Annotated in this window: 10 protein-coding genes and 3 pseudogenes; 9 read left to right on the forward strand and 4 right to left on the reverse strand. The window is 71.8% G+C overall.

The window, feature by feature from the left end:
• Positions 1-98: 98 nt before the first annotated feature.
• The 5 genes and pseudogenes from IPT68_RS14430 to IPT68_RS14450 all read left to right on the forward strand — a co-directional run.
• Complete coding sequence (locus IPT68_RS14430) at positions 99-1,478, forward strand: ABC transporter substrate-binding protein (RefSeq protein WP_189699169.1); 1,380 nt, start codon at positions 99-101, stop codon at positions 1,476-1,478.
• Positions 1,479-1,485: 7 nt separating this feature from the next.
• Positions 1,486-2,835 (forward strand): carbohydrate ABC transporter permease, encoded by a 1,350-nt coding sequence (locus tag IPT68_RS14435; protein WP_373300624.1) that lies wholly within the window; start codon positions 1,486-1,488, stop codon positions 2,833-2,835.
• Entirely contained in the window at positions 2,832-3,707 is an 876-nt protein-coding gene (locus IPT68_RS14440; protein ID WP_189699171.1) for a carbohydrate ABC transporter permease, read from the forward strand. The genes IPT68_RS14435 and IPT68_RS14440 overlap by 4 nt, the downstream gene beginning before the upstream one ends.
• Positions 3,708-3,865: 158 nt before the next feature.
• Positions 3,866-4,427, forward strand: a pseudogene (locus IPT68_RS34045) (glycosyltransferase family 2 protein); the annotation flags it as partial.
• A gap of 413 nt (positions 4,428-4,840) precedes the next feature.
• A pseudogene (locus IPT68_RS14450) lies at positions 4,841-5,803 on the forward strand (glycosyltransferase family 2 protein); the annotation flags it as partial.
• Here the strand turns inward: IPT68_RS14450 and IPT68_RS14455 are convergent.
• Positions 5,804-6,217, reverse strand: a complete 414-nt coding sequence (locus IPT68_RS14455) for an organic hydroperoxide resistance protein (RefSeq protein WP_189699172.1) — start codon at positions 6,215-6,217, stop codon at positions 5,804-5,806. It lies immediately after the preceding pseudogene.
• 122 nt (positions 6,218-6,339) lie between these two features.
• Between IPT68_RS14455 and IPT68_RS14460 the strand changes: the two genes are divergently transcribed.
• Positions 6,340-6,822 (forward strand): MarR family winged helix-turn-helix transcriptional regulator, encoded by a 483-nt coding sequence (locus IPT68_RS14460; protein ID WP_189699173.1) that lies wholly within the window; start codon positions 6,340-6,342, stop codon positions 6,820-6,822.
• Here IPT68_RS14460 and IPT68_RS14465 read toward each other — a convergent pair.
• Complete coding sequence (locus IPT68_RS14465; protein ID WP_308438788.1) at positions 6,761-8,638, reverse strand: glycosyltransferase family 39 protein; 1,878 nt, start codon at positions 8,636-8,638, stop codon at positions 6,761-6,763. The two genes, IPT68_RS14460 and IPT68_RS14465, sit on opposite strands and share 62 nt — an antisense overlap.
• Before the next feature lie 252 nt (positions 8,639-8,890).
• Between IPT68_RS14465 and IPT68_RS14470 the strand changes: the two are divergent.
• Positions 8,891-9,127 (forward strand): annotated as a pseudogene (locus IPT68_RS14470) (NAD-dependent epimerase/dehydratase family protein); the annotation flags it as partial.
• Between the two features lie 105 nt (positions 9,128-9,232).
• On the opposite strand, the gene IPT68_RS14475 reads toward IPT68_RS14470, so the two are convergent.
• Positions 9,233-9,859: a TetR/AcrR family transcriptional regulator gene (locus IPT68_RS14475; RefSeq protein ID WP_228040459.1), complete on the reverse strand. Its 627-nt coding sequence runs from the start codon at positions 9,857-9,859 to the stop codon at positions 9,233-9,235.
• A 189-nt stretch (positions 9,860-10,048) separates the two neighbouring features.
• On the opposite strand from IPT68_RS14475, the gene IPT68_RS14480 reads away from it, so the two are divergent.
• Both IPT68_RS14480 and IPT68_RS14485 read left to right on the forward strand, forming a co-directional pair.
• The gene (locus tag IPT68_RS14480) at positions 10,049-10,978 is read left to right on the forward strand and encodes an ABC transporter permease (protein ID WP_189699175.1); all 930 of its coding nucleotides are present in this window, start codon (positions 10,049-10,051) and stop codon (positions 10,976-10,978) included.
• Positions 10,971-11,822 carry an ABC transporter ATP-binding protein gene (locus IPT68_RS14485; RefSeq protein ID WP_189699176.1) on the forward strand — a complete coding sequence of 284 codons (852 nt, stop codon included), beginning with the start codon at positions 10,971-10,973 and terminating at the stop codon, positions 11,820-11,822. The genes IPT68_RS14480 and IPT68_RS14485 overlap by 8 nt, the downstream gene beginning before the upstream one ends.
• A 117-nt stretch (positions 11,823-11,939) precedes the next feature.
• Here IPT68_RS14485 and IPT68_RS14490 read toward each other — a convergent pair whose 3' ends face one another.
• Positions 11,940-16,868 (reverse strand): NAD-glutamate dehydrogenase, encoded by a 4,929-nt coding sequence (locus IPT68_RS14490; RefSeq protein WP_189699177.1) that lies wholly within the window; start codon positions 16,866-16,868, stop codon positions 11,940-11,942.
• Positions 16,869-16,899 lie beyond the last annotated feature (31 nt).

Below are 16,899 nucleotides of genomic sequence, written 5' to 3' on the forward strand. Positions count from 1 at the left end.
ACACGGCAGGCGCTCTTGCCGACCCCACAGACCCGGCGTAGACCAGTCCCACGGGACAGCGCTCGGACGTTCGACGAGATACGAAGAACGGGGCCGTAATGCACAGCAGCATCACCATCAGCCGCACCCGGACACGCAGGACCCGCGCCGCCGCGGCCGTACTGGCGGGAGCGCTGGCGTTCTCGCTCAGCGCCTGCGGAGGCGACGACGACAGCGGGAACGAAGGCGGCGGCGGCACGGACGAGACCGCCACCACCGTCACCCTCCCCAAGCTGGACGGCGAGACCCTGGAGGTCGCCGCCGTCTGGACCGGCCCGGAGCAGGCCAACTTCAAGAAGGTGCTCCAGGAGTTCGAGAAGCGGACCGGCGCCAAGGTGACCTTCGTGCCCGCGCAGGACCCGATCATCAACTTCCTCGGCTCGAAGATCGCGGGAGGGGCGCCGCCGGACATCGCGATGCTCCCCCAGGTCGGGGCCATCCAGCAGGCCGTGGAGAAGGGCTGGGCCAAGCCGGTCGGCGCGGAGGCCCAGGAGCAGCTGGGCAAGAACTACTCACAAGGCTGGCAGGACCTCGGCAAGGTCGACGGCAAGCAGTACGGCGTGTACTACAAGGCCGCCAACAAGTCCCTGATCTGGTACAACGCGCAGGTCTTCGAGAACGCGGGCGCCGAGGAGCCGAAGACCTGGGAGGACCTGCTCACCACCGCGCAGACGGTCTACGACTCGGGTGTCACCCCGTTCTCCGTGGGCGGCGCCGACGGCTGGACGCTGACCGACTGGTTCGAGAACGTGTACCTCTCGCAGGCGGGCCCGGAGAAGTACGACCAGCTGGCCAAGCACGAGATCAAGTGGACCGACCCGTCCGTCACCGAGGCCCTCACCACGCTCGCCCAGATCTGGGGCAAGGCGGACTACATCGCGGGCGGCGCGAACGGCGCGCTGCAGACCGAGTTCCCGGCCTCCGTCACGCAGACCTTCACCGGCGGCGACCAGCCGAAGGCCGGCATGGTCTTCGAGGGCGACTTCGTGCAGGTGAACATCGCGGAGACGGACGCGGAGGTGGGCACGGACGCCAAGGTGTTCGCGTTCCCGAAGGTCGGGGACACCGAGCCGGTCGTCTCCGGCGGTGACGCGGCGGTGATCCTCGAGGACTCGAAGGCGGCGCAGGCGCTGGCCACCTTCCTCGCCTCGTCGGACGCGGCGACCATCCAGGCGGGGCTCGGCGGCTACCTGTCGCCGAACAAGAACGTGGACCCGTCGGCGTACCCGAACGCGGTGCAGCAGGAGATGGCCAAGTCGCTGGTCGCGGCCGGTGACGACTTCCGCTTCGACATGTCCGACCAGGCCCCGCAGGCCTTCGGCGGCACGCCCGGCAAGGGTGAGTGGAAGGCGCTGCAGGACTTCCTGAAGAACCCGGAGGACATCAAGGGCACCCAGGAACAGCTGGAGGCCGACGCGGCCGCGGCGTACGGAGACTGAGCCGGCCATGGCGTCGGCATCCACGGCAGGGGTCCCGCCGACGAAGGCCGGGCCCCCTCCCCGGAGTCGCAAGAGCGTGACCGGCACCCGCAGGACCGTGGCGGCGCTGTTCCTGCTGCCCGCCCTGGTGCTGCTCGGCGCGCTCGTGGTCTACCCGATCGGGTACTCGGTCGTTCGCAGCTTCTACGACCAGTCCGGCGACGGCTTCGCCGGATTCGACAACTACCGGGCTCTGTTCACCGACGACGGCATCCGCACGGCGCTGAAGAACAACATCATCTGGGTGGTGTTCGCGCCGACGGTCGCGACCGCGCTCGGGCTGATCTTCGCGGTGCTGACCGAACGGGTGCGCTGGGGCACGGCGTTCAAGCTGGTCGTCTTCATGCCGATGGCGATCTCGATGCTCGCGGCGGGCATCATCTTCCGCCTGGTCTACGACCAGGACCCGGACAAGGGCGTCGCGAACGCGGTCTGGGTGGGCGTGCACGACACGTTCGCCCAGTCGTCGGCGTTCCCGAAGGCGCACCCGGGGCGGGAGTCGCCGCTGACGGCGGACAAGGGCGGCTTCGTCACCGAGGAGCCGGTGCGCCTGGGGCAGCCGGTCGCCCTGCCCCTGGTGGGTGTCGCCCCCGACCAGATGCCCGACGGCGCCGCGCGGGCCGTGGCGGCGAAGCCCGACCCGGGCAAGGTCACCGGCACGACCTGGCAGGACTTCACGCGCGGCGAGGGCGTCGGCACCCTCGGCGCCCCCGACCCGTCCGAGCTGGGCTATCCCGGCATGCGGATCGAGGCGGTCAAGGACGGGAAGGTCGTCGCCTCGACCACGGCCGCGGACGACGGCACCTTCGCCCTGCCGGCCGCCGCCGACGGGGCCCTGCTGCGGCTGCCCGCCGACAACTTCAAGGAGCCGTACAACGGCCTGGACTGGCTCGGCCCGTCGCTGGTCACACCGGCCATCATCGGGTCGTACATCTGGATGTGGGCGGGCTTCGCGATGGTGCTGATCGCCGCCGGGCTGGCGGGGGTGCCGCGGGAGCTGCTGGAGGCGGCGCGCGTCGACGGGGCCAATGAGTGGCAGGTGTTCAGACGGGTCACCGTGCCGCTGCTCGCGCCGGTCCTTGCGGTGGTCACCGTCACCCTGATGATCAACGTGCTGAAGATCTTCGACCTGGTCTTCATCATCGCCCCGGGTTCCTCCCAGGACGACGCGAACGTGCTCGCCCTGGAGCTGTACCGCAAGGGCTTCTCGGAGGACCAGCCGGGCGTCGCGAGCGCCATCGCGGTGTTCCTGCTGCTGCTGGTGATCCCGGTGATGTGGTTCAACATCCGCAGGCTCAGGCGGGAGGTGCGGCGATGACCAGCCAGTCCGTGCAGGGCAAGGCGTCGCTCGGCGCGCGCCTGGCAGCGGGCGTCAGCGGCGGGCTGGTGCGCGTCTTCCTGATCGTCGTCGGCCTGTTCTGGCTGGTGCCGACCATCGGCCTGCTGCTCTCCTCCCTGCGCACTCCGGCGGACATGAACGAGAGCGGCTGGTGGACGGTGTTCACCGAGCCGGCCCGGCTGACCCTCGACAGCTACGACAAGCTGCTGAGCAACGGCGACATCACCGACTCCCTGGTGAACACGGTCCTGATCACGGTCCCGGCGACCGTGCTGGTCGTGGTCATCGGCTCGCTCGCCGGGTACGCCTTCGCGTGGATGGAGTTCCCGGGCCGGGACTGGTGGTTCCTGGGGGTGGTCGGCCTGCTGGTCGTCCCCGTGCAGGTGGCGCTCATCCCGATCGCCGAACTCTTCGGCACGCTGGGGCTGTTCGGCTCGATGCTCGGCGTGATCCTGTTCCACGTCGGCTTCGGTCTGCCCTTCGCGGTGTTCCTGCTGCGGAACTTCTTCGCGGAGATCCCGCGCGAGCTGCTGGAGGCGGCCCGGCTGGACGGCGCCGGTGAACTGCGGCTGTTCGCCCGCGTGGTGATGCCGCTCGGCGGGCCGGCGATCGCGAGCCTGGGCATCTTCCAGTTCCTGTGGGTGTGGAACGACATGCTGGTCGCGCTGGTGTTCACCGACTCCGGCAGCCAGCCCGTCACGGTGGCGCTGCAGACGCAGGTGCGGCAGTTCGGGAACAACATCGACGTGCTGGCGCCCGGCGCGTTCATCTCGATGGTGATCCCGCTCGCCGTCTTCTTCGCGTTCCAGCGGCAGTTCGTGTCCGGCGTGATGGCGGGCGCGGTGAAGTAGCGGCAGGGACAACGACGTCGGGGCGGGCCGGGCAACGGTCCGCCCCTTCGCGTTCACGGCGGAATCCCCCGCGTGCACTACGGAACGTAACCCATTCACTCCATCGGCCGTTCCCGGGGCAGAACGCCCGCGCAGACCCGCCGACCCATGGATGTCCCGTGCCCAGGTTCAGTGTCGTCGTCCCCGCGTACCAGGTGCAGGCGTACCTGCACGAGTGCCTGGACGCGGTGCTCCGCCAGTCGTACTCCGATCTGGAACTGATCGCGGTCGACGGCCGTTCGCCGGACGCCTGCGGCGAGATCTTCGACGAGTACGCGGCGCGCGACCCGCGCGTCCAGGCCGTGCACCTGCCGGCCAACCGGGGCCCCGCCCCAGCCCGCAACGCCGCCCCCGCACGCCCTGCGCGCGATCGCCGACCGCCTGAAGGAGACCGGCGAGCCGGACCTCCTCGCCTACGACCACGCGCGCACCGACTGGACCGGGGCGCCCGTCCGGAGCGAGCCCGCCCTCCCCCTCACCGGCCCGCTCCGCCCCGGCCCGCCGGTGCCCGCCTGGACGCGGGCGCACCGGCGCGCGTGCCTCGACCGCGAGGCCCTCACCTTCCCGCCCGGCCGGCACGAGCACACGCCCTTCTCCCTCAGTGCGCCGCTGACCGCCGAGTCGGTCGCGGCCCGTCTTCACGACCGGCCACGGGCGGGGCTCCCGCTCGGCACAGCTGCGGTCCGCCTTTACGCGTTGGTGCCCGTACGACGACGGCCGCGCCGCCGAGCGCGTCGTACGCGGTGTCGTGCTCGGGGAGACCGAGGCGGACCTCCCGCCGGTCGTGCCACCGCAGGAGCGCCGACCCGCGCCGCCGGCCGCGGCATCACGGGCGAACCCCCCGGCAGCCACCATTCCGCAACCTTCCGGTCACTTCCCCGTCACCGAAAGCCACTGACCACCGTTTCACCTACCGGGAGTCCGTATGCCCCGCAACTCGTCGCGGCCCACCCCGACGCGGCCGTCCACCTGGCGGCCGTCCGGGCGGCCCGGCCGCTCGGCGACCGGCCCGCGGCGAGCCGCCCGGCGCGAACTCCACGGCCCGGGGCGCGCGCCTCCCGCCGAGCAAGGATGACGAAAACGGAAAGAGCGACATGCCCCGTTTCAGCATCATCGTTCCCTCGCACGGGGTCGAGGGCCGGCTGGCCCGGGCCCTGGAGTCGGTTCTGGCGCAGTCCTTCGACGACCTCGAGCTGATCACGGTGTGCGACGAGCCGGAGGCTCCCGCGGCGGGCATCACCGCCGGGTACGCCGAGCGGGACCGCCGGGTGACGGCGGCGTACTCACCGCCCACGGCCGGCCTGGGTGCGGCCCGCACGACCGGGCTGCGTGCGGCCCGCGGCGCCTATCTGCTGTTCCTGGACGGGGACGACGTCCTCCTACCGGGGGCGCTGGCGGCACTGGACGCCGGGCTGCGGGAGACCGGGCCGGTGGACGTCCTGCACTTCGCACACGAGCGGGTGCCGGCCCGGGCGGCGGGCCAGCGGCCGGCCGCCCGGCTCGTCGCCCTCCCCCCGGCCCCCGCAGGAACCTTCCATCCCGACGCGGCACCGTGGCTCACGGTCGTGAACCGGCCGGTGTGGAGCGCCGCCTACCGCCGCGGATTCCTGGCGGTCCACCAAATCGCATTTCCTTGCGGCCACTTCACGGACCTCGGATGGGGCGGGGTGGTCACGGTGCGGGCGGAGCGGGTGGCGGTGCTGCCGACGGTGGCCGTACGGCATGTGGTGCGGTCGCCGGGGAGCCTGCTCGACGTTCCGGGTGAGCACCAGTTCGACCTGCTGGACCAGGTCGAACCGGTGCTGTTCCAGGCCGGCGCCGAGCGGGTGTCGGCGGCGCGGCTGCGGGCGCTGTTCGACCAGCTGTTCGCCGTGGTGGTGGGGGTGGCGGCCGATGCGCGGCGTCTGCCCCCGCACCGGCGGCGCGTCTTCTTCCGGCGGGCGGGTGCGCTGTACCGGCACTACCGGCCCGCCGGGCACCGGCCGCCGGGGGTGCGGCCGTGGCTGCTGGGGGCCGGCGCCTACACGGCGTTCCGCGCGCTGCCGCCGTGCGGCCGGCTACTCGACGACGAGGTCGACCTGGATGTTGCCGCGGGTGGCGTTGGAGTAGGGGCAGACCTGGTGGGCCTGCTCGACGAGCTGGCGGCCGGTCGCCTCGTCCACGGTGTCGGGCAGCTCGACGCGGAGCGTGACGGCCAGCCCGAAGCCCTCGCCCTGCTTGCCGATGCCGACCTCGGCGGTGACGGCCGCCTCGCTCAGGTCGACCTTGGCGTGCCGGCCGACCAGGCCCAGGGCGCTGGCGAAGCAGGCGGAGTACCCGGCGGCGAAGAGCTGCTCGGGGTTGGTGCCCTGTCCGTTGCCGCCCATCTCCACCGGCGGGGCCAGCTGGAGGTCGAGCCTGCCGTCGGAGGAGACGGCACGGCCCTCGCGGCCGTGGGTGGAGGTGGCGACAGCGGTGTAGAGCGCGTCCATGACGAAACCCATTCCTCTCACGTGGTGTACCGGCGGCCCGTTCGGCCGACCCGACCCCAGAAGTAAAGCACGCAATTCAATTGCGCACAACTAAGTGGCGGGGCAAGAGCTACCCTGGAGGCATGACCACCACGCCCACGGCAGACTGGCTGCGGCTCAACGAGCAGATCTGCTTCTCCCTGCACTCGGCCGCGCGCGCCTTCGGCGGCGTCTACCGCGTGATCCTCAAAGACCTCGGGCTCACCTACCCGCAGTACCTGGTGATGCTGGTGCTGTGGGAGCACGGGGACCTGCCGGTGAAGAAGCTGGGCGAGCAGCTGCGGCTCGATTCCGGCACCCTGTCGCCGCTGCTCAAGCGGCTGGAGGCGGCCGGACTGGTACGCCGGGAGCGCAGCGCGCGCGACGAACGCTCGGTGGAGGTGCGGCTGACCGAGGAGGGGGTCGCGCTGCGCGAGCAGGCGCTCGAGGTGCCAGTGCGTATCGCCGCGGCGACCGGGTTCGACGTCGAGGAGATCCGCGGGCTGCGCGCCCGCCTCGACGAACTCACGACGGCGCTCGACGCGGCGGCGCGGGCGGAGGCCGCACGGGCTGCGGAGTCGCGATAAGGCCGGGGTTGGCCGCCGGCACCGCCCTCCCGGCGGGGTCCAGCCTGACGCCTGAGGTGGACGGGCTCGCGGGGGCGGCCGGCGTGCCCGGCGCCGTCGTGGGGCCGGCGGGTGTGCCCGGCGCGCCTCTCGTCGACGCGGGACTTAAGGCGATGCCCGGCGCGCTCCCCGCCGTTACCGAGCTTGCGGCGGCATACGGCACGGGGGCACCCGGCCCGCTCCACGTCACCGCCCCGCCCCTCGGGGCACCCGGCCCGCTCCCCGCCGTCGCCACACCCGGCTCGCTCCCCGTGAGCGCCGTGATGCCCGCGACCCCCGCCCTGCGGACGTGGAGCCGCAACGTCGCGCCACCGTGTGCGAGGTGCCGCACGGGCAGGTACGGCGCGAACTGCTCCCGCACGACGGTGAGCTTCACCCGTTCGGCCGAGTTCCGGGGGAACCGGCGCGACCGCCACGCGTTCGGCTCGGCCACCACCCACAGCCGGTCGAGGCCGGAGAGTCGTCGGCGCAGTTCGGCGGCGTCGACCTCCTCCCCGTAGAGCGTCCCGGACTCCGGCGCGGACACGCGCAGCGCCACGTCCCAGACGCCCCGGAACGCCTCGGGGTAGGCCAGTGCGGCTCGCCGCCCGATGGCCGGGACGAACAGCACCGGGTCGCCGGGGCCCAGCTCGCGCGCGGCGACGGCGGAGACGGTGGCGAGGTTGTCGGCGCGCACGGAGGGCGTGCGGTCCTGGCGGTGCAGGGGGAACTGGTGGGCGAACGCGAGCCCCACCGCGACGACGCCGGTGACGGTCGCCAGCGGGGAGCGCCCGACGCCCCGCACCAGCCGGTCGGCGCCGGAGGCGGCCAGCAGCGGGGCTCCGGCGAGGGCGTACAGCACGTACCGGTCGTCGTACATCGGCTGGAACTGCGACACCGCGATCAGCGTGAGGGGCGGCACGGTCATCAGGGGCAGGGCGACGCCCGCGAGGGACGGCCCGGGAGGCGTCCCGGCGAGCGTTCCGCGTCCCCGCGCCGGCCACAGGGCGACGGCGATCAGCACGACGTACGCCCAGAAGACCTCCCCCTCCCACCCGGTGAACGATCGCAGCAGCCGCTCCACGGTGCCCAGGCGCGGCACCGGCAGCCATGCCACCTGCCCGGCCTGCGTCCGCGAGACGACGGCCAGCGGCACCAGCGCCAGCACCGCGCCCCCGGCCGCGCGCCCCCACCGGCCCCACACGGCACCCGGCACGCGCGCGTGCGCGAGCGTCAGCGCGTGGGCCACCAGCACCAGCACCGCCAGTTCGTGCAGCAGGCAGGCGACGGCGACGACGGTCCCGTACGGCCACCAGGCGGCCCCCGCGACCGCCCGCACCAGCAGCAGCGTCGCCCCGGCCGCGCAGGCGGCGACGAGCGCGTACGAGCGCCCTTCCTGCGCGAAGTGGCCCGCCATGGGGGTCACCGCGTACAGCAGCCCTGCCCAGAGGCCGACGCGCGGCCGGGCGAGCCGTGTGCCGAGGGCCCCGACCAGACCGGCGGTGGCGGCGGCCGCGCACACCGACGGCAGGCGCAGGACGACCTCGTCGGCGCGCAGGGCGAGGACGGGGTGCATGAGCAGGTAGTACAGACCGTGCACGGCGTCCACGCTGTGCAGCAGCCGCCAGATCTCCGGCAGCGAGCGCCGGGCGACCTGGAAGGTGACGGCCTCGTCGCGCCACATCCCGCCCCGGTCGAGCCCCCACAGCCCGACGACGAGCATCACGGACGCGGGCGCCGCGACGGCCACGACGCCGACCCGGCTGATTCCTTTCGCTTCCCTCTCCCCGCGCACCACGGAGCCAGTTTGTACTATTTACTGACGAGTCTTGAGGATTGACGGCGTATCAACCCGGACACACCCCTCCCGCGGCTTACGATCCGCCGGTGATGAGACGTAGCCCTCTCGCCTTCGCCGCGGCCTGGCTCGTCACCCGCGCCCTGATGCTGTGGCTGCTGGCGCACGACTCGCTGCCCCCGCTGGGCCACGGGGCGGTGGCGCGCGAGGTGTGGGTCACGTACCACCGCTGGTACGAGGTGCTCGCCCGGCTCCTCCTCGGCGGCGGTGTACGGCACGCCGGACGTCGACCTGGTCACGGAGGCAACGCCGTGCGTGCCGATGAGCCCCTACGGCGAGACCAAGCTGGCCGGCGAGTGGCTGGTCCGGGCGACGGGCCGGGCCACCGGGCTGGCCACGGCGTCCCTGCGCTACTTCAACGTGGCGGGCGCGGCGAGCCCGGAGCTGGCGGACCTGGGCGTGTTCAACCTCGTCCCCATGGTCTTCGATGGGCGGGCGCTGCGGGCGGTGGAGCTGGGGGAACTGGGTCGGCGGCTGAGTGTTGAGGGCTTCGCCGGGGCGTCGGTGCGCTCGGCGCGTCCGGGGCTGTGACGCCTACAGCGCCTTGAGGGCCGCCGCCGTGGACCTGGCCAGGGTCGCCAGGTAGCCCTTGGGCAGCTTCGGGCTGCGGATCACCACCGAGCGCCAGTAGAGCGGGCCCGAGATGAGGTCGAGGGCCAGGTCGGGGTCGTAGCCCGAGCCCACCTCGCCGCGCTGTTCCGCCGCGGCCACGATCTTGCTGGCGACGCCCTCCTGCCCCTCGCGCAGCGCCTTCTGGAGGGCGTCGGCGATCTCCGGATTGCGGGCCGCCTCCGCCTGGAGGTCGGGGATGATCTGCGAGGCCACGGGATGACGCAGCGCGCGGGACGTCACCTCGTACAGCAGCCGCAGGTCCGTCTCCAGGGACCCGGTGTCCGGCGCGGGCAGGCCCTGCACCGCGATCGCCGACACGACGTCCAGCACCAGGTGCAGCTTGGAACGCCAGCGCCGGTACACCGCGGTCTTGCCGACCCCGGCCCGGCGGGCGATGCCCTCGATGGACATCCGGGCGTAGCCGACGGCCGCCAACTCCTCGAAGACGGCCGCCCGGATGGCGTCGGTCACGTCCGCCCGGAGCACGGCCGCCCCGGCGGGAGTCCGGCGGCGCGGTCGCGGCTGGGGCCCGTCGGCGTTCGTCGTCATGCGGACCAGCATAGGGCGTTACGACGAAACGGTTGCGTTCCGACGTCCGTAAGGCCTACGCTCGCGTTGCGACGATACGGTCCCGTCGCGACGTAAGAAAACGTGAAGAGACGCGTAGGAAAACGCCGGACGACGCGCCCGCACGGGCCGCACGGACGCACCCCCCACCCCCGACCGAAAGCAGCGGATGTGAGCCAGGTCCTCGACACACCGCCCCCGACGACGGCGCGCACCACGGCCCCGGCCGACGACGACCTCACGGCCCTCGCCGCCCGCCACGGCCTCACCGTCAGCGGCGCCCGCCCCTCCCTGCCCCAGTACGTCCGCCAACTGTGGGCGCGCCGCCACTTCATCGCGGCGTTCTCGACCGCCAAGCTCACCGCCCAGTACAGCCAGGCGAAGCTCGGCCAGGTCTGGCAGGTCATGACCCCCCTGCTGAACGCGGCCGTCTACTACCTGATCTTCGGTGTGCTGCTCCAGACCAAGGACGGCGTGCCGGACTACGTCCCGTTCCTCGTCACGGGCGTGTTCATCTGGACCTTCACGCAGAGCTCGATCCTGGCCGGCACCCGCGCCATCTCCGGCAACCTCGGCCTCGTCCGCGCCCTGCACTTCCCGCGCGCGGCCCTGCCGATCTCCTTCTGCCTCCAGCAACTGCAGCAGCTGCTGTTCTCGATGGCCGCCCTGGTCGTCATCCTGCTCGTCTTCGGCGTCCCGGTCGCCGCGTCCTGGCTGCTGGCGATCCCGGCCCTGGTCCTGCAGTTCACGTTCAACGCAGGCGTGTCCATGGTCATGGCCCGGGTGGGCGCCAAGACGCCGGACATCGCCCAGCTGATGCCGTTCGTGCTGCGCACCTGGATGTACGTCTCCGGCGTGATGTGGAGCATCGACCACCTGCTCAGCCGGCACAACGACCTGCCGGGCTGGGTCGGCCCCGTGCTCCAGGCCAACCCCGCCGCCGTCTACATCGACCTGATGCGCTTCGCGCTGATCGACAGCTTCCGCGCGAGCCAGCTGCCCGACCACGTCTGGATGCTCGCCACGGGCTGGTCCCTGCTCGCCGGCGTCGGCGGCTTCATCTACTTCTGGAAGGCTGAGGAGACGTACGGCCGTGGCTGAGAACCCCAACGGGACCGCTCCCGACCCGATCCCCACCGTCATCGCCGACCACGTCGACATCGTCTACCGGGTCAACGGCACCGGCGCCGGCCGCGGCTCCGCCACCGCCGCCCTCAACCGCATCCTGCGCCGGGGGCAGGCCGAGAAGGCGGCCGGCGTCCGCACCGTGCACGCCGTCCGGGACGTGTCCTTCGCGGCGTACAGGGGCGAGGCCATCGGCCTGATCGGCACCAACGGCTCCGGCAAGTCGACCCTGCTCAAGGCCGTCGCCGGTCTGCTCCCCGTGGAGAACGGCCGGATCTACACCGGCGGCCAGCCCTCCCTCCTCGGCGTGAACGCCGCCCTGATGAGCGACCTCACCGGGGAACGCAACGTCCACCTCGGCGGCCTCGCCATGGGCATGAGCCGGGAGCAGGTCAGGGAGCGCTACCAGGAGATCGTCGACTTCTCCGGCATCAACGAGAAGGGCGACTTCATCACCCTGCCGATGCGGACGTACTCCTCCGGCATGGCCGCCCGGCTGCGGTTCTCCATCGCCGCCGCCAAGGACCACGACGTCCTGCTCATCGACGAGGCCCTCGCCACCGGCGACCGCTCCTTCCAGAAGCGTTCCGAGGCCCGCATCCGCGAGCTGCGCAAGCAGGCCGGCACGGTGTTCCTCGTCAGCCACAACAACAAGTCCATCCGCGACACCTGCGACCGGGTGCTGTGGCTGGAACGCGGTGAGCTGCGCATGGACGGGCCCACGGAGGAGGTCATGAAGGAGTACGAGGCCTTCACCGGGGACAACAAGCCCAAGCCGAAGCCACGGGCGACGGCCCCCAAGGTGCCCCAGCCGTCCTGACCGCCGTACGCGCCCGAGGGCGCCCCGGGCCTCACGGCTCGGGGCGCCCTCGGTGTCCTGCCGGGACCGGACCTACGCCGTCGTAGTGGGTCGGGAACCGTCGCGTCGCACCGCGGCCTACGAGTGCGTCCGCAGCAGCGTCCGCATCGTCCGCATCGCCACCGACAGGTTCGCCAGGTCGAACGCGTCGGAGCTCTGGATCTCCTCCAGCGTCGTCCGCGCCCGGCCCAGGATCGCCGCGTTCTTCTGCTCCCACACCTTGAACCGCTGCTCGGGCGTCGCCGAGCCGTTGCCCACCGCCAGGACGTCCGACGTGACGGCCGCGTGGGCGGCGTACAGGTCCTCGCGGATGGCGGCGCGGGCCATGGACTGCCAGCGGTCAGCGCGGGGCAGGTCGCTGATCCGGTCCATGAGCTTGGTGATCGTCAGCCGGTCGGCGAGGTCGTAGTACACCTCGGCGACGTCCATCGGCTCCTTGCCCATGTGGTCGGCCACCGAGACGATGTCCAGCGTCGGGAAGGCGGAGGAGAATCCGGCCACCGGGGTGGCGAGCTCGTCCGGCACGCCGGCGCCGGTCAGCTCGTCGTAGATCTTCTGCCACCACTCCAGGTCCGCGCCGCGCAGCAGCTTGGGCAGCTGCGACCAGACCTGCTCGACGCGCTCGGCGAAGAAGTCGACCGTCTCGGCGAGCTGGAGCGGCTGCGGTCGGTTGTTGAGCAGCCAGCGCGTGCCCCGCTCGACGAGCCGGCGCGAGTGCAGCCGGATACGGGTCTGGACGGCGGCCTCGACCTTGTTGTCGAGGGCCTCCACGCCGTCCCACACCGCCGCTGAGCGGAAGATCGCACGGGCCGCGGTCTGCGCCCGGACGATCTCCTCCAGCGACGCACCGGTCTCCTCGCGCAGCCGGTGCAGGTACGTCGTGCCACCGGTGTTGACCGTGTCGTTGACCAGCACGGTCGTGGTGATCTCGCGCCGCAGCGGGTGGCTGTCGATGTGCTCGGAGAACTGCTCCCGCAGCGCCGTCGGGAAGTACGCGTGGAGCAGCCCGCGCAGATACGGGTCGTCCGGCAGCGAGGTGGCCAGCAGCTCCTCGGCGACCGTGATCTTCGTGTACGCCAGCAGGACGGCCGTCTCCGGGCCGGTCAGGCCCTGGCCCTGGGCGAGCCGTTCGCGGATCTGGCGGTCGGTCGGCAGGAACTCCAGCGCCCGGTCGAGGTGGCCCTCGCGCACCAGGTGGCGCAGGAACCGGTGCTGGGCGTGGAGCATGTCCTTGGACTGGGCGAGGGCGTTGGCGATCGCCGTGTTCTGCGCGTAGTTGTTGCGCAGCACCAGACCGCCGACCTCGTCGGTCATCTCGGCGAGCAGCCTGTTGCGCTGCTTGACCGTCATGTCGCCGTCCGTGACCAGGCCGTTCAGCAGGATCTTGATGTTCACCTCGTGGTCGGAGGTGTCCACGCCCGCGCTGTTGTCGATGGCGTCGGTGTTGATCCGGCCGCCGTGCAGGGCGAACTCGATCCGGCCGAGCTGCGTCAGGCCCAGGTTGCCGCCCTCGCCGACGACCTTGACGCGCAGGTCCTTGCCGTCGACGCGGATGGCGTCGTTGGCCTTGTCGCCGACGTCCGCGTGGGACTCGGTGGAGGCCTTGACGTACGTGCCGATGCCGCCGTTCCACAGCAGGTCGACCGGCGCCTTGAGGATCGCCCGCATCAGATCGGCCGGGGTCAGCTTGGTGACCTTGTCCTCGATGCCGAGGGCGGCGCGGATGTGCGCGTTGACCGGGATCGCCTTGGCGGTACGGGGGAAGACGCCGCCGCCCGCCGACAGCAGGTCGGTGTTGTAGTCCTCCCAGGACGAGCGGGGCAGCTCGAACACGCGGCGCCGCTCGGCGTACGAGCTCGCCGCGTCCGGGTCGGGGTCGATGAAGATGTGCCGGTGGTCGAAGGCGGCGACCAGGCGGATGTGCTCGCTGAGCAGCATGCCGTTGCCGAACACGTCACCCGACATGTCACCGATGCCGACGACCGTGAAGTCCTCGGTCTGGGTGTCGACGCCCAGCTCCCGGAAGTGCCGCTTGACGGACTCCCAGGCGCCGCGCGCGGTGATGCCCATGCCCTTGTGGTCGTAGCCGGCGCTGCCGCCGGAGGCGAAGGCGTCGCCGAGCCAGAAGTCGTACTGCTGGGCGACCTCGTTGGCGATGTCCGAGAAGGTGGCCGTGCCCTTGTCGGCGGCGACCACGAGGTACGTGTCGTCCTCGTCGTGCCGGACGACGTCGGCGGGCGGGACGACCTCGCCGGCCACCATGTTGTCGGTGATGTCGAGCAGCGCCGAGATGAACGTCTTGTAGCTGGCGATGCCCTCCGCCATCCACGCGTCCCGGTCCACGGACGGGTCCGGCAGCTGCTTGGCGACGAAGCCGCCCTTGGCGCCGACCGGCACGATGACGGTGTTCTTCACCATCTGCGCCTTGACCAGGCCGAGGATCTCGGTACGGAAGTCCTCGCGCCGGTCCGACCAGCGCAGTCCGCCGCGCGCGACCTTGCCGAAGCGCAGGTGCACGCCCTCGACGCGCGGCGAGTACACCCAGATCTCGTACGCCGGCCGCGGGGCCGGCAGGTCCGGGATGGCCTGCGGGTCGAACTTCATGGACACGTACTCGTGCGGCACGCCGCCCCGCGCCCGCTGGAAGAAGTTGGTGCGCAGGGTCGCCTTGATCACGGTGAGGAAGGACCGCAGGATCCGGTCCTCGTCGAGGCTGGCGACCTGGTCCAGGGCGGCGTCCAGCTCCTCCAGCAGGGCGTCCACGATCTCGTGGCCGGCGCGCTGGCGCTCCGGCGACATCCGTGCCTCGAACAGGGAGACGAGCAGCCGGGTGGTGTGGACGTTGTTGCGGAGGGTGTCCTCCATGTAGTCCTGGCTGAAGGTCGACCCCGCCTGGCGCAGGTACTTCGCGTACGCCCGCAGCACCATCGCCTGCCGCCAGGTCAGCCCGGCGCTCAGCACGAGGGCGTTGAAGCCGTCGTTCTCCGCCTTGCCGGTCCAGCTGGCGGCGAAGGCCTCCTGGAACCGCTCACGGGCGTCGTCGCCGAGGTAGTCGGTGCCGTTCTGCCCCTTGGGCATGCGCAGGCCGAAGTCGTAGATCCAGGCGACGCTGCGGTCGGCGCAGCGCAGTTCGTACGGCCGCTCGTCCATGACCTCGACGCCGAGCCGGTTCAGCACCGGCAGCACGCGGGACAGGGAGACGGAGTCGCCCTTGCGGTAGATCTTGAAGCGGCGCTCGTCCGGGCCGGCGCCCACGGGCTCGTACAGGCTGAGCGCGAAGTTGTTCTCCTCGTCGAGCCGTTCGAGATGACCCAGGTCGGCGACCGCCGCGCGCGGGGTGTGGTCGGCCTTGTAGCCCTCGGGGAAGGCGTTGTGGTAGCTGCGCAGCATCTCGGCGGCGCGCTCCTCGCCGACCTCGGCGTTGAGCGCCTCGGCGAACCCGTCCAGCCAGGAGCGGGCGGCCTCGACCAGGCGGGCCTCGATGCGCTCCTTGTCGGCGTCGGACAGCTGCGGCAGCTCGGTGCCCTGCGGGACGCGGACCACGAAGTGCAGCCGGGAAAGGATCGACTCGGTGTTCCAGGCGGTGAAGTCGACGCTGGTGCCGCCGAGCTCCTCCTTCAGGATGTCGATGATCCTGAGCCGGACGCCGGTGGTGTAGCGGTCGCGGGGCAGGTAGACGAGGGCCGAGTAGTAGCGGCCGTACTCGTCCTGGCGCAGGTAGAGCCGCAGCCGACGCCGCTCCTGCAGGTACAGCACGGACGTGACGATGGCCTGGAGCTCGTGGACCGGCGTCTGGAACAGCTCGTCGCGCGGGTACGTCTCCAGGATCTGCAGCAGGTCGCGCCCGTCGTGGCTGTTGGGCGAGAACCCGGCGCGGCTCAGCACCTCGTCGACCTTGCGGCGGATGACGGGCACCCGGCGGACGGACTCGGTGTACGCGGCGGAGGAGAACAAGCCCAGGAAGCGCCGCTCCCCCACGACGTTGCCCTGCTCGTCGAACTTCTTGACGCCGATGTAGTCCAGGTACGACGGCCGGTGCACGGTCGCGCGGCTGTTCGCCTTGGTCAGCACGAGCAGCTTGTGCTCCCGTGCCTTCGCGCGGGCGTCCGCGGGCAGCCGCTCGAAGGACGGGCTGACCGGGTGGCTCTCGCCGGCCTCGTGGTGCGGGTCCGCGCGCAGTATCCCGAGCCCGGTGCCGGGGACCGCGGCGAGGGAGTCGTCCCCGCGCAGCTCGTACTCGCGGTAGCCGAGGAACGTGAAGTGGTCGGCGGCCAGCCAGCGCAGCAGCTCGCGGGCCTCCTCGATCTCCTGCTCCGGCAGGTCACCGGCGACGGGCTCCCCGGGCAGCCCCTCGGCCATCCGCAGCGCCGCGTCCCGCATCTTGCCCCAGTCCTCGACGGCCTCGCGGACGTCGGACAGGACGCGCAGCAGATCGGCGGTGATCTGCTTCAGGTCCGACCGGTCGGTCTCGCGGTCGATCTCGACGTGGATCCAGGACTCGACGTGCGCGTCGTGCGGAAGGTCGCCGGTGGGCGGGGTGGTGAGCACCTCGAGGAGCTTGCCGGTCACGTCACGGCGCACCACCATCTGCGGGTGGATGACGACGTGGATGCCGCGGCCCTGCCGGGTCAGCTCGTTGGTGGCGGAGTCGACCAGGAACGGCATGTCGTCGGTGACGACCTCGACGACGGAGTGGCTGCACGTCCAGCCGTTCTCCTCGACCGTCGGGGTGTGCACCCGGACGTTCGCCGTGCCCTGGGGGCGGTTCTCGGCCAGTCGGTAGTGGGAGTAGGCGGCTCCGAAGACGTCGACCGGGTCGCGGTCGGTCAGGTCCTCCGGGGCGGTGTGCAGGTAGTAGCGCTGGAGGAACGCGAGCACGGCGTCCCGGTCGGGCGTGCCGTGTTCCGTCGTCCCAGTCGGTAGGTGCCCCCCGACCGGGCTGTTCTCAGCTACCCGGGCGGCCCGATCGAGCAGCTCGGCCTTGGCTTCGTCCAGCTTGGTCTGCATTGTCCTCTGGCTCCTGTCGCGCGCCGTTGCG

This window comes from Streptomyces chromofuscus (assembly GCF_015160875.1).
In the GTDB taxonomy this organism is placed as follows: Bacteria; Actinomycetota; Actinomycetes; order Streptomycetales; family Streptomycetaceae; genus Streptomyces; species Streptomyces chromofuscus.